The organism is Kluyvera sichuanensis (assembly GCF_040930405.1).
In the GTDB taxonomy this organism is placed as follows: domain Bacteria; phylum Pseudomonadota; class Gammaproteobacteria; order Enterobacterales; family Enterobacteriaceae; genus Kluyvera; species Kluyvera sichuanensis.
In genome coordinates, this window is the sequence record NZ_CP162271.1 from 1,068,482 (window position 1) to 1,081,708 (window position 13,227).

Annotated in this window: 9 protein-coding genes; 3 read left to right on the top strand and 6 right to left on the bottom strand. The window is 55.8% G+C overall.

Annotation, left to right across the window (positions count from 1 at the left end):
- Positions 1-27 precede the first annotated feature (27 nt).
- Positions 28-1,620 (bottom strand): maltose/glucose-specific PTS transporter subunit IIBC, encoded by a 1,593-nt coding sequence (gene malX / locus AB2B48_RS05350; protein ID WP_368301016.1) that lies wholly within the window; start codon positions 1,618-1,620, stop codon positions 28-30.
- Positions 1,621-1,797: 177 nt separating this feature from the next.
- Here malX and AB2B48_RS05355 point away from each other — a divergent pair, with 177 nt between their 5' ends.
- Positions 1,798-2,826, top strand: a complete 1,029-nt coding sequence (locus tag AB2B48_RS05355; protein ID WP_368301017.1) for a Mal regulon transcriptional regulator MalI — start codon at positions 1,798-1,800, stop codon at positions 2,824-2,826.
- A gap of 87 nt (positions 2,827-2,913) precedes the next feature.
- Here the strand turns inward: AB2B48_RS05355 and AB2B48_RS05360 are convergent, their stop codons facing one another.
- The 3 genes from AB2B48_RS05360 to manA form a co-directional block, all read right to left on the bottom strand.
- On the bottom strand, positions 2,914-4,425 hold the full coding sequence (locus tag AB2B48_RS05360; protein ID WP_368301018.1) for a YdgA family protein: 1,512 nt from the start codon (positions 4,423-4,425) through the stop codon (positions 2,914-2,916).
- Between the two features lie 185 nt (positions 4,426-4,610).
- The gene (locus AB2B48_RS05365; protein WP_368301019.1) at positions 4,611-6,032 is read right to left on the bottom strand and encodes a YdgA family protein; all 1,422 of its coding nucleotides are present in this window, start codon (positions 6,030-6,032) and stop codon (positions 4,611-4,613) included.
- Between the two features lie 93 nt (positions 6,033-6,125).
- On the bottom strand, positions 6,126-7,304 hold the full coding sequence (manA, locus tag AB2B48_RS05370; protein ID WP_368301020.1) for a mannose-6-phosphate isomerase: 1,179 nt from the start codon (positions 7,302-7,304) through the stop codon (positions 6,126-6,128).
- Between the two features lie 199 nt (positions 7,305-7,503).
- Here manA and fumA point away from each other — a divergent pair, with 199 nt between their 5' ends.
- Complete coding sequence (gene fumA, locus AB2B48_RS05375) at positions 7,504-9,150, top strand: class I fumarate hydratase FumA (protein ID WP_220439994.1); 1,647 nt, start codon at positions 7,504-7,506, stop codon at positions 9,148-9,150.
- 105 nt (positions 9,151-9,255) lie between these two features.
- On the top strand, positions 9,256-10,659 hold the full coding sequence (fumC, locus tag AB2B48_RS05380) for a class II fumarate hydratase (protein ID WP_368301021.1): 1,404 nt from the start codon (positions 9,256-9,258) through the stop codon (positions 10,657-10,659).
- Here the strand turns inward: fumC and tus are convergent.
- Together tus and rstB are read right to left on the bottom strand one after the other, a co-directional pair.
- Complete coding sequence (tus, locus tag AB2B48_RS05385) at positions 10,656-11,588, bottom strand: DNA replication terminus site-binding protein (RefSeq protein WP_368301022.1); 933 nt, start codon at positions 11,586-11,588, stop codon at positions 10,656-10,658. The two genes, fumC and tus, sit on opposite strands and share 4 nt — an antisense overlap.
- Before the next feature lie 86 nt (positions 11,589-11,674).
- On the bottom strand, positions 11,675-12,976 hold the full coding sequence (rstB, locus tag AB2B48_RS05390; RefSeq protein ID WP_220439996.1) for a two-component system sensor histidine kinase RstB: 1,302 nt from the start codon (positions 12,974-12,976) through the stop codon (positions 11,675-11,677).
- Positions 12,977-13,227: the final 251 nt, after the last annotated feature.

A 13,227-nucleotide genomic window follows, 5' to 3' on the forward strand; every position in this document is an offset into this window, starting at 1 on the left:
CCCTGTTAGGCACAGGGGCAAAGGGCTTTACGCTTGAACGGAGTTCATCAGTACCGACATTTCGTCTTTTACCGACTGTACCTGCGGGCCAATGACCACCTGCAGGTTGTGCTGGTTCAGTTTCACCACGCCAATGGCACGGTTGGCTTTCAGCGTATCAACGTCGACCTTGTCCATGTCGTTTACCGACAGACGCAGACGGGTGATGCAGTTGTCGAGCGAGATGATATTTTCAGCTCCGCCCAGCGCCTGAAGGATAACCGGCACGTTGTAGCCGGATTTCCCGGTTACGCCGCTGGAGGTGTGCTCTGCTGCAGGAGTGGTATCCACATCGCGACCCGGCGTTTTGATGTTAAAGCGCACGATAGCGAAGCGGAAAATTGCATAGTAAACCGCGAACCAGATAGCTGCGACGACCGGCACCAGGTACCATTTGGTCGACAGACCGTGCAGGATACCGAACACCACGAAGTCGATGATATTGCCGTCGGTGTTACCGATGGTCACGCCCAGTACCGCCATGATGGTGAAGCCCAGACCGGTCAGCAGTGCGTGGATAACGTACAGCACAGGTGCAACGAACAGGAACAGGAATTCCAGTGGTTCAGTGGTGCCGCCCACGACGCAGGCGATGACGCCGGAAATCAGCAGGCCTTTAATTTTATGACGGTTTTCCGGGCGTGCGCAGTGGTACATCGCCAGTGCAGCACCTGGCAGGCCGCCGAGGAACGCAGGCATTTTACCCTGAGACAGGAAGCGGGTAGCGCTTTCGGAGAAGCCGTGAGTGGTCGGGCAGCTCAGCTGTGCCTGGAAGATGGTCAGTGCGCCGCTGACGTCGTGGCCGCAGACGTCCATAGTACCGCCCGCTTCGGTAAAGCGAATCAGCGCCACCAGAATGTGGTGCAGGCCGAACGGCAGCAGCAGGCGTTCACCGGTACCGAAGATCATCGGGCCAAAATCACCGGCGCTATTGATCACATGACCCAGCGCGTTGATGCCCATCGCAAATACCGGCCATACCAGCGGGATCACCAGGCCAACCAGACCCAGCACGATGGTGGTGATAATCGGCACAAAACGGGTGCCGCCGAAGAAGGCCAGCGCATCCGGCAGACGGATGGTGTGGAAGCGCTCATGCAGCATCCAGACGATAATCCCGCAGATAACCGCGCCGAGAATGCCGGTGTCGATGGATTGAATACCGATAATGTTCTGAATGTTATTCGCTTTCAGAATTGCAGCATCGGTGGTTGGCAGGATGCCTTTGGCGGTCAGCCAGAAGTTTACCGCCAGGTTCATCACCGCGTAGCCGACGAAACCCGCGAAAGCGGCGACCCCTTTGTTATCACGCGCCAGCCCCAGCGGAATGGCGATACAGAACATCACCGGCAGGAAGCTAAAGGCGAAGGAGCCAACTTTACTCATCCAGATAAAGACGGCCTGCAGGAACGGCGTATCAAGCCACGGCAGCAGCGTGGTGACGTCATGGCTGCTAAGCGAGCTGCCGATCCCAAGCATGATCCCGCAGAAGGAAAGCAGGGCAACCGGCAGCATAAAGGTTTTGCCAAGCTGCTGGAAAAACTCCCAGAGGGTAACTTTTGGTGCGGTATTCGCCGTCATGAAACGACTCCTTAATCCTGAAAAAAGGGTTTCTAACAATCACGGGACAGGAAGATAAAACGTTTTACCATTTTTTAGTGAGAAACAAATCACAAAAGCAAGTGATAATAAGGTTTATAAAGTGAGTCTGTTGATAAAACGTTTTATCTCTTGAGCAAAAGGAGCCTCGCTGGAACCATGGCGATTGCAAAAAAAGTCACCATTAACGATGTTGCACTGGCGGCCGGTGTGTCCGTCAGTACCGTTTCGCTGGTTCTCAGCGGTAAAGGGCGAATATCTTCCGCGACGGGTGAGCGCGTCTACCAGGCGATTGACCAGTTAGGCTTTGTGCGTAACCGCCAGGCCGTCTCGCTGCGCGGCGGGCAAACGGGGGTGATTGGCCTGATTGTCGGCGATCTTTCGTCGCCGTTTTATGCTGAACTGACCGCGGGGATGACCGCGGCCCTCGAATCGCAGGGCAAAATGGTGTTTTTGACCCAGGGAGGAAAGCGGGGCGAGCAGATGCTGCAGCGTTTCGATGCGCTGGTGTCGCAGGGCGTTGATGGCGTGGTGATCGCCGGTTCGGTCGATCAAGCCTCCGAACTGCGGGCTAAAGCGGCAGAAACCGAAACGCCATTGGTGTTCGCTTCACGCGCCAGCTACCTTGATGAGGTTGATATTATTCGCCCGGACAATATGCAGGCGGCGCAATTAGTGACTGAGCATCTGATCCGTCGCGGTCATCAGCGAATAGCGTGGCTCGGTGGGCAGAGCTCATCGTTGACCCGCGCTGAGCGGGTCGGCGGCTACTGCGCCACGCTGATCAAATACGGGCTGCCGTTCCACAGCGATTGGGTGCTGGAGTGTGAGACCAGCCAGAAGCAGGCGTCGGAAGCTATCACTGCGCTACTGCGTCATAATCCGACGATTAGCGCCGTGCTGTGCTACAACAGCGTGATTGCGATGGGCGCGTGGTTTGGACTGATGCGGGCGGGTAAGCAGAGCGGTGAAGACAGTGTCGAAAGCTATTTTGAGCAGCGCGTGGCGCTGGCGGCATTTGCCGACGTGCCGGAAAAGGCGCTTGATGACGTGCCATTGACCTGGGTGACCACACCGGCACGCGAAATGGGGCAAAGCGTTGCCGAGCGAATTTTGCAGCGCATTGATACCGGGCAAGGGACGGCGAGAAACCTGATTATGCCGCCGCGGCTGGTGGCGAGAAAATAGGGCGCGGGAGAAGTTCCCGGCGTCGCGTTGCTCGGCCGGGCTACTGCGTTACGGTCATAAAAAAGCGCCTTTAAGGCGCTTTTTTATTTATGGTGCTGGGATGGTTGCGGGTTCATCCGGCTGGGCCAGGCCCGGCATACCGAACATGCCGACAAACTCTTCCAGCGGCATTTTCTGGCCGTTCAGTGTGACCTGACCTTCACCGTACTGCAGGCTGCTGCTAATTGCGTTGTCCTGAGTGGTGGTCAGACGGAACATCTGGCCCATTGCTGCCAGACCCTGCACCTGCTGCCCAGCCAGCTTGGCAGCATCTTCCTGCTGATAGCCTTCCAGGCGTGCGACCTGCGTCATCAGCTCGGTTGCCATCTCCATTGGGATCACCAGCTTGGCATCCAGCGATTTCACGCCGCGATCGACCTGCTGCGCCAGCGTGGTGGCTTCACCGGTAGCCTGTGCCGGGTCTTTCAGCGCCAGGGAGAGGTTCAGCGAACTTTCGCCTTTGGCGTTTTTCCAGCTCAGTGGTGACAGTGTCACTACCGGATCACCTTTCAGCAAAATCGGCAGGGTGTTGAACAGCGCGTCGACCGCTTTTTGCTGATACAGCTCTGGGTTCTGCGCCAGGTCCGGCTGTGCCATCAGTGCCTGAGTCTGTGCCTGATACTGCTGGCTGAACTGATGCATCGCCACGCCGTCAATGCCGTCAACTTTCAACGTCAGCTGGCCGCTGCCGAAATCCTGATTCTGCAGCTTGAGATTATTCAGCGTGTAGTCGAGCTGGCTGTTTATCTTTTTACCATCAGGCGTCAGGGAGGATTTCCCTGCAATGGTCATACCGGTTAGTTCGGCCAGATCTTTTCCTTCAACGGAGACCGCCAGGCGCTCCAGGGAGAGGGTCTGGTCACCGATGCGCTCCTCAAACGAGGTCAGCTTGCTGGAGCCGTCGGTTTTCAGGTTGTTGAAGGTGAACCGTACCTTCTGATCGTATTCGTTAACCGCGTTGACCTGGCCGCTTTTGGCTTCACCGGTCAGCGACACCAGGCTGCCCTGGCTATCCGCAGAGAGTACGAAATCGCCGCCGCTGAAGGTGACCTTCTCGGCATCTTTTTCGTAATCCAGCGGTTTGAGCGCAATGGCGGATTCGGTATCGCCGTTGTAGCTGATGCGGGTGTTGATATCGAACGGCGAGGTGCCTTTGGCGATGTCGAACAGCGGTTTGGTCACCTCATTGTTGACCAGCACGGTATTTACGCTTGCCATCGCAGGGGCAAGGTTGAAGGACTTCAGCGATGCCAGTGGGATTGGGCCGTGGCTGACGGACTCATCCAGAATCACGCTCTGACCCGGTTTTAACCATGAATTTTCCGCGCCAGCCAGCGGCTTCACCACCATTTTTAACTGGCTGCTGAAGACGCCGCGCTGGTAGTCCTGATAGCTAATCTCAAGACCGGCTTCCGGCGCGCTCAGCTTCAACTGGGCGTTCGCCTGAGAGACCATTTCCGCAATATGTGATTCCAGTTGTTTGCCTGTATACCAGGCTCCGCCTGTCCAGACCACCCCTAAAGCGACGATAATACCTGCGGCTACCAGCGTTTTTTTCATAGTATTTGTCCATAAAAATGAAACCAGGCGGGAAAGCCGCCTGGTTGAGTCATAAGGCTATGCAAAAGAGTAGCAAGCTTGTACTGAAACTTCAGTATTAACTTCAACTTATTACAAATACGCGTTAAACGAAGTGGTAAGAACCCGGCATCAATGACGTTTTGCCGAGGGAAAAGAGGATAAATCTATAACCGTGTCCGGCTGAGAAATTTTTCCAGCGACATTTTCTGCTCGTTCAGCGTGACCTGGCCATCAGCATAGTGAAGGTCGCTGCTGATGGTGTTGTTCTGCATTGTCGTCAGTTTGAACATTTTGCTGAGCATTATCATTTGCTGAACCTGCTGATTCGCTTGTTTAGCCGCGTCCTCAGGAGAAAAGTGCCTGGTCTGCGCAATCTGCGTCATCAATTCGGTCGCCATGTCGATTGGGATCGCCAGTTTCATACTCAACGATTTCACGTTGCTATCGATAACCTGCGCTGTCGAGCCCGCTGCGCCTGTAACCTCCGCAGGATCCCGTACGCTCACGGAGAGATCCAGCGAACTCTCACCCTTAACATTTTTCCAGCGAAGCGGCGACAACGTGACCGTTGGGCCGCCTTTCAGCAGGGTAGGTAAGGTGGCGAGGATATTTTCCTGCGCGCTCTTATCCTGCGCATACAGCGTGCGCAAACTCGCCATAAACTGGTGCATAGCCTCCCCGTCAACGCCTTCCGTTTTCAGCGTTAACTGGCCGCTCCCGATGGGGCGATTCACGACTTTCAGGTTTTCCAGCGCGAAATCTAACTGAGAGTTGATCTTTTTGCCGCCTTCGGCCAGCGCCGTTTTGCCGCCGATGCGGATATTATTCAACTCCGCCAGGTGGATGCCGTCGCGGGTGATAGCCGCCTGTTCCAGGGTTATCAATTGTTCGCCCAGTCGTCCAAAATTGCTGACCCAACTGCTGCTGTCGGTTTTCAACTGACGAAGGGTGAACTCTATTTTTTTATTATCCCGGTCAGTAGTAGCGATTTGGGCGCTTTCTATTTGGCCGTTCAGCGACATCACATCGTGCCGGGCGTCGAGCGAATAGATGGCGTTGCCGCCGCTAAAAGCAAGCTTTGAGCGATCGGTTTCGGAGTGTAATGGCCTAAGCGAAATAGCTGACACGGTAGCGCCGTCGTAGCTGAAGCGGGTTTCCACTTCAAAAGGCGAAATCCCCTTAGAAAGCAGGAAAACATCTTTTGTGGCGGCATTATTTTCGAGCGTGGTGTGGACGGACGCCAGTGCGGGAATGAGGTTAAAGGATTTAAGCGATGCTGCCGGGAAAGGGCCATGGTCGATGGTCTGATTGAGAATCACGCTTTGACCGGGCTCTAACCATGATGCTTTGGCATCCGGGGTGGCGGTTAACACCATTTTAAGCTGCGTGCTAAAAATGCCTCGCTGATAATCCTGATAGCTGACTTTAACCCCCGGGCTGGTGGGATATTGTTGTAGCCACCCATTCGCCTCTGCCACCTTGCTGGCCATCCGTGATTCCAATTGCTGGCCGGTATACCATGCGCTGCCAACCCAGACAGCGCCTAAAGCCACAACAACCCCTATTGCCACGCGCGTTTTTTTCATTTTTTCATCCTTAAAAAAAACCAGGTGGACAGGCCACCTGGTTTACGTTTTACGGCTTGTCTCATAGGCAAGCCGCTCCATTAACTTCGGCGTTTACTGCAGTTTGTTATAAACCCGTGCTAAACGGCCGCTGCCGCTGACCTGAACCGGGGATTCATTCGCCGCGACGAACGCGGATTCGCCCGGCTTCAGCACCAGACGCTGGTCGTTCTTGCTCAGTACGGATTCACCGTCCACGCAGAACAGAATGGCGGCGCCATCCTGAGCCAGCGTGGCTTCACTCGCGCTGAGGGCGTGAAGAGAGAAGGCGAAATCCTCAACTGGAATCGGGAACTCCAGCGCCTCGCCGTGCTGTGCAGGCTGAGTCAGCAGTTCGTTCGCCGGTTTGGCGGTGAATTTGACGTTCGCTACCAGTTCCGGGATATCAATATACTTCGGTGTGAGTCCAGCACGAAGTACGTTATCGGAGTTTGCCATCACCTCAAGCCCGGTGCCGCGCAGGTAGGCGTGCGGGGTTTCAGCGTAGAGGAACATTGCTTCGCCCGGGTTAAGCTGAACGATGTTCAGCAGCAACGGGGAGAAGAGGCCGCTGTCGTCCGGGTAGAACTCTGCAATCAGGCGAATTGCATCCCAGGCTGGACCTTGCTGATTTTCCAACGCCGCGCGCAGCACATTCAGCGCGTGGGCTTTCTCATCACCCTGCATATTGAGCAGGCCAGCGAACAGGGCACTCAGGCGCTCGCTGGTCGGTTGGGCGATAAACTCACCGATAGCCGGGTTGGCGTCGGCAACCGGCTGCAGCAGTGAGGCGATTTCTGCAAACTCACGGAAGGCATTCATCGCCAGGAATGGCGTCAGCGCAAAGACCAGCTCCGGCTTGTGGTTTGGATCTTTGTAGTTACGCTCGGCGGCGTCCAGTGGGATCCCGGCGGCGTTTTCTTTGGCAAAACCAACTTCCGCTGCTTTTTTGCTCGGATGGACCTGAATAGAGAGCGGTTGTGCGGCGCAAAGTACTTTAAACAGGTAAGGTAACTCGCCAAAGCGAGTGGCAACGTTGGCTCCCAGCAGCGTGGTTTTATCGGCATCAATCACGTCGCGCAGCGACTGCACGACGCCGTGGCTGTCGGTAATCTTTGAGCTGCTCTTTGGGTGCGCGCCCATCCACAGTTCTGCCATCGGCAGACCTTCAGGATTTGCCATACCGTAGAGTTCCGTTAACGCAGTTTTGCTGCCCCAGGCATAGTTTTGCACTGAGTTGATGAGTTTTTGCATTATCAAGCCCTGTTTCAATGTGGATTCTTTGGGCTGTATTAAAGCAAAAAAATGCGCTGTCGTATGCCGCAGAAATAAAAAGTCGTACTTGTCTCAGTTTTTGTTAAAAAATTGTGTACGATAGGGTAACTCGCTTTTAACCTGGGCAAATGGAAAGACTGCCCTTCATAACATCATCAAAGCAGTAAGTGAGAGCACAATGTCGAATAAACCTTTCTACTATCAGGATCCTTTTCCGTTAGAAAAGGATGAGACCGAATACTACCTGTTAAGCAACGACTACGTTTCCGTCGCAGAATTTGAAGGGCAGGAAGTCCTCAAAGTTGCCCCGCAAGCGTTGACGCTTCTTGCCAAACACGCCTTCCACGATGCTTCCTTTATGCTTCGCCCCGCGCACCAGCAGCAGGTGGCCGATATCCTGAACGACCCGGAAGCCAGCGAAAACGACAAGTACGTGGCGCTGCAGTTCCTGCGTAACTCGGATATCGCAGCGAAAGGTATCCTGCCGACCTGTCAGGACACCGGCACGGCAATCATCATGGGTAAAAAAGGCCAGCGCGTCTGGACCGGCGGCGGCGATGAAGCGGCACTGGCTCGCGGCGTGTACGACACCTTTATCGAAGACAACCTGCGCTACTCGCAAAATGCGCCGCTGGATATGTACAAAGAGGTTAACACTGGCACTAACCTGCCGGCGCAGATTGATCTCTACAGCGTGGACGGTGACGAATATAAGTTCCTGTGCATCGCCAAAGGCGGCGGCTCGGCGAACAAAACCTACCTTTACCAGGAAACCAAAGCGCTGATCACCCCAGCCAAGCTGAAAACTTACCTGGTGGAGAAGATGCGCACCCTCGGCACTGCGGCTTGCCCGCCGTACCATATTGCCTTTGTGATTGGCGGTACGTCTGCCGAAGCCACGCTGAAAACCGTGAAGCTGGCGTCGACCAAGTATTACGACGGTCTGCCAACCGAAGGTAACGAGCACGGCCAGGCGTTCCGCGACGTTGAGCTTGAAAAAGAGCTGCTGGTTGAAGCGCAGAATCTGGGCCTCGGGGCGCAGTTCGGCGGTAAATACTTCGCGCACGATATCCGCGTGGTGCGTCTGCCGCGCCACGGCGCGTCCTGCCCGGTCGGGATGGGCGTTTCCTGCTCCGCTGACCGTAACATCAAAGCCAAAATCAACCGCCACGGCATCTGGATTGAGAAACTGGAAAATAACCCAGGCAAATACATTCCAGAATCGCTGCGTAAAGCGGGCGAGGGTGAAGCGGTGAAGGTCGACCTGAACCGTCCGATGAGCGATATCCTCAAGCAGCTGTCCCAGTACCCGGTCTCTACGCGCCTGTCGCTGAGCGGCACTATCATCGTGGGTCGCGACATTGCGCACGCCAAGCTGAAAGAGCGTATGGATAAAGGTGAAGGGCTGCCGCAGTACATTAAAGATCACCCGATCTACTACGCGGGCCCGGCGAAAACCCCTGAAGGTTATGCCTCTGGCTCGCTGGGGCCAACCACCGCGGGGCGTATGGACTCCTACGTTGATCAGCTGCAGGCGGAAGGCGGCAGTATGATCATGCTGGCAAAAGGCAACCGTAGCCAGCAGGTGACCGACGCCTGCCATAAGCACGGCGGCTTCTACCTCGGCAGCATCGGCGGCCCGGCGGCGGTGCTGGCGCAAAGCAGCATCAAGAGTCTGGAATGCGTGGAGTACCCGGAGCTGGGTATGGAGGCTATCTGGAAAATTGAAGTGGAAGACTTCCCGGCGTTTATCCTGGTGGATGACAAAGGCAACGACTTCTTCCAGCAGATTCAGGCGTCGCAGTGCGCTCGCTGCGTGAAATAATCTCTTTTACCGCCCTTCGGGGCGGTTTTTGTTTCTCCGTTCATACTTATCTTTTTCGCAAGAGCAATGTCACTTCACAATCACTTTGAATTCAAGGAGAAGGTAATGACAACGTCACGCCGCGAAAGCGATTCTATGGGGCCGATTGAGGTTCCCGCCGACAAACTGTGGGGCGCGCAAACCCAGCGCTCACTGGAGCATTTCCGGATCTCCACCGAGAAAATGCCGCTTTCGCTGATTTATGCCCTGGCGCTGACCAAGCGCGCGGCGGCGAAGGTTAATCTGGATTTAGGCTTATTAGCGGCAGAGAAAGCCGAAGCCATTATGGCGGCCGCCGATGAAGTCCTGAGGGATCAGCATCCCGATGAGTTCCCGCTGGCTATCTGGCAGACCGGCTCCGGCACCCAAAGTAATATGAACATGAACGAGGTGCTGGCTAACCGCGCCAGCGAACTGCTGGGCGGCGAGCGCGGCATGATGCGCAAAGTGCATCCGAATGATGACGTGAACAAAAGCCAAAGCTCGAACGACGTTTTCCCAACGGCGATGCATGTGGCGGCGGTGATTGCGCTGCGCCAACATCTGCTGCCGCAGTTGGCGGTATTGCAGGAGACGCTGCGCCAGAAATCGGAAAGCTTCCGCGATATCGTCAAGATTGGCCGTACGCATCTGCAGGACGCTACGCCGTTGACGCTTGGCCAGGAGTTCTCCGGCTGGGTGGCAATGCTGGAGCATAATCGTCGCCATCTGGAACAGAGCCTGCCGCACCTGAGCGAACTGGCTCTGGGCGGCACCGCCGTCGGCACCGGGTTGAACACCCATCCAGAATACGCCGTCCGTGTAGCAAAAGAGTTGGCATCGTTGACCGGGCAGCCATTTATCACGGCGCCGAATAAATTCGAAGCGTTAGCGACCTGCGATGCGCTGGTTCATGCCCACGGGGCGCTAAAAGGGCTGGCGGCATCGTTGATGAAAATCGCCAATGACGTTCGCTGGCTGGCCTCCGGCCCGCGTTGCGGCATTGGCGAACTTTCTATCCCGGAAAATGAACCGGGCTCCTCCATCATGCCGGGTAAAGTGAACCCGACGCAGTGTGAGGCAATGACCATGCTGTGCTGCCAGGTGATGGGCAACGATGTGGCGGTCAATATGGGCGGCGCATCCGGTAATTTCGAGCTTAACGTGTATCGCCCGATGATCATCCACAACGTGCTGCAATCCGTGCGTCTGCTGGCCGACGGGATGGAGAGCTTTAATGAGCACTGCGCGGTAGGGATTGAGCCTAACCGCGAGCGTATTAATCAGTTGCTTAACGAGTCGTTAATGCTGGTGACGGCGCTGAATACCCACATCGGCTATGACAAAGCGGCGGAGATTGCCAAGAAAGCGCACAAAGAGGGGCTGACGTTGAAGAACGCGGCGCTGGCGTTAGGCTATCTCAGCGCCGAGGAGTTTGACCGCTGGGTGCGACCAGAAGAGATGGTCGGCAGTCAGGTAAGCGGGGCTTAATCCGGCGCTAACCACAGGTGCAGCCGCTCAATCATCAGCTTAAGCGGCTGCGCTTCCGGTTTGTGTCGATGCTGGACGTTATCGGCGTCATAGTTCAGCAATTCACCAAGGTCCGGCACGCTGACGCCGTTACGCCCGGAAATCACCGCAATCAGCGGGCCAGGGCAGGCGTACTGCACCTGTTTCTGCTCGCCAGCGTACCACACGCGGGCAATTGGCTGCACCTTCACCGGGCGTTTGATTTTCAGCTTCGCCTGCTGCGGCAGCGCCGCAATATCCTGATATTCCCGCTCCAGCCTCGACTGCCACTGTTCACGGGTCCACGGCGGCACCGCACGCGGTGACTTCAGGCTTTTTTCGAGCTGTGCCAGTACTTCATCGCGGGTCAGATTCTTGATGATATGTTTATTCGCCCAGCCGAAACGGATGGTGCTTGGGTCGGAGAGCAGGGTGAGCGAGCGGTAGGCGTTGAGGGTGATCAAACCGGGAATATAGCGATGAACCCATTCAAAACGCGCCACCGACGGCAGGCCCGAAGCGACGGTGATTATCTGCTCCAGCGCGGCCTTTAACGCGTTAATGTGCTGCACGCGTGCGGCGATCGCTTCATGCTGTTCGTTGGTTGCCTGCAGGCAGATAGCGCCGGGAAGACGTACCGCCGCCTTGCTGCTGAGATTCTCCGACTGCTGCTGAATAAACAGATGGTTAAAGTGTTTCAGTGCCATCTCAAAGGCGGTTTGCCCCAGATGCTGGACAACCTGAATCTGGGATAGCGGCGCGTGCTCCGACGTTTTCTTCACTTCCGGCAGCTCAAAAATACGCGCGGTAAGCAGGCGGCAGGCGGAGAGTTCATCGCGCAGGTCCAGCAGATTACGCTCTATCTGGCGAAACGTGTCGGTTAACCGTTCTACGAGGTCGTAGCTGGCCATGATGAGCTCTCCGTTATGTGGTTAGTTACAACATACTGACTGCGCCGTTCACTATAAGCCAGAATCTGGCACCGTGCAAACCGCGGTCAGCTAGCCGCGGGCAGGGAGATATGGTGGTAGATAGGCCAGGTCAGGCTGAACCGTGCGCCGCCCAACGAACTGACGTCACAGTGCGCCTGTCCGCCCATCGCCACGGCGATAGAGTGGACAATAGCCAGCCCTAAACCGCAGCCACCGGTGGCCCGGTCACGGCTTGGGTCGAGGCGGACAAAAGGCTCGAATACGCGCTCACGTTCGCCTTCGGCAATGCCGGGGCCGTCGTCATCGACCTGCAGGCAGGCGATGCTACCGTGCAGCATCAGGCTGACCTGAATGCGCGACTGGCTGTAGCGCATAGCGTTGTTGATTAGGTTGTCGAGCACGCGCTCCATCAGGCGCATATCCAGTGCGCCGTAATCGCCCGGCGTAATCTGGTCAATGGTCACTTCGCGCTGTGGATTGACTGCCTGCACATCTTCAACGTGTGTGGCGATCCACTGCGGCAGGTCTGGCGTGGTCAGCGAAAGTTCGGTCTGCGGGCGGTCGAGGCGCGCGTAGGTCAGCAGCTCTTCAATCAGCGCTTCCAGTTGCCCAATATCGCGATTGAGCGCCAATGACTCGGCTTCGGTCAGGTTTTCACTCATCTCCAGCCGATAGCGCAGGCGCACCAGCGGCGTGCGCAGTTCATGGGCAATACCGTCAATCAGCTGTTTCTTACTGGCAATCAGCGCATTGATGTTATCGGCCATCTGGTTAAAGGCGACGCCAAGACGCTCGAAGCTCGACATACTGTCAAAGTGAATGCGCTCGGTCAGATGCCCCTCGCCGAAGCGCTGTGCGGCGCTCTCGAGGCGGAGCATGTCCTGCCAGTGCGGTCGCATCCAGATAAACACCGGGAAGGCGAGCGAGATGGCGATAAACGCCATTAGCGCAATATCCAGCAGTCGCATCTCATGCATAAAGTAGAGATAGGGGATCGGCCCGACGGCCAGTACGTAGTGGCTGCGTGGAATGCGCTGAATAAAGGTGTACTGGTCATCAAGTGCGACGATATCGCCTTCGCGCAGGTGTTGCATCGATCTTTCGCCCAGCTGGAATTTGCTCAACGGCTCAATGCGCAGGTCAAACGACAGGTTAAGATCGAGCTCGTTGAGCGTCTTGCTCCAGTTGCGTGGCGGAATCTCACGCAGTTCGCTACGCATAAGATACAGAGAGCTTTTCATCAGGTCGTCAAGCGACTGACGACCAGCCCGTTCGGCGGTGAACTTATAGACCAGCCCGACCAGCATGGTCATGACCAGAAAGCAGACAAACAGCAGGAGGTAAAACTGCACAAACAGCTTTTTCATGAAAAATCACCGAACGTTCAATGTGTTAGCTAATACGTTTTCCCCAGGGATTTTCAGGGGTAGTCAGTGCTTTGCCGATTCGCAGGGGATGAGAGGGTCATCAAGCCTGCTTATCCTGGCAGAGTACACTGTATAACGCGGTTCTGCATGCCATGACGTTGATGAGCGACGATAAATGTGGGGTTCTACCATCCTTGCTTGCATCATTTTTATCTCAAACAGATAATGAATGAACGTTCATTCATTATTGT

Bases quoted from the DNA above. Each gene is read 5' to 3' on its own strand.
- fumA (WP_220439994.1), top strand. From the start codon at position 7,504: ATGTCGAATAAACCTTTCTACTATCAGGATCCTTTTCCGTTAGAAAAG.
- AB2B48_RS05355 (WP_368301017.1), top strand. From the start codon at position 1,798: ATGGCGATTGCAAAAAAAGTCACCATTAACGATGTTGCACTGGCGGCC.
- AB2B48_RS05360 (WP_368301018.1), bottom strand. From the start codon at position 4,425: ATGAAAAAAACGCTGGTAGCCGCAGGTATTATCGTCGCTTTAGGGGTG.
- rstB (WP_220439996.1), bottom strand. From the start codon at position 12,976: ATGAAAAAGCTGTTTGTGCAGTTTTACCTCCTGCTGTTTGTCTGCTTT.
- manA (WP_368301020.1), bottom strand. From the start codon at position 7,304: ATGCAAAAACTCATCAACTCAGTGCAAAACTATGCCTGGGGCAGCAAA.
- fumC (WP_368301021.1), top strand. From the start codon at position 9,256: ATGACAACGTCACGCCGCGAAAGCGATTCTATGGGGCCGATTGAGGTT.
- tus (WP_368301022.1), bottom strand. From the start codon at position 11,588: ATGGCCAGCTACGACCTCGTAGAACGGTTAACCGACACGTTTCGCCAG.
- malX (WP_368301016.1), bottom strand. From the start codon at position 1,620: ATGACGGCGAATACCGCACCAAAAGTTACCCTCTGGGAGTTTTTCCAG.
- AB2B48_RS05365 (WP_368301019.1), bottom strand. From the start codon at position 6,032: ATGAAAAAAACGCGCGTGGCAATAGGGGTTGTTGTGGCTTTAGGCGCT.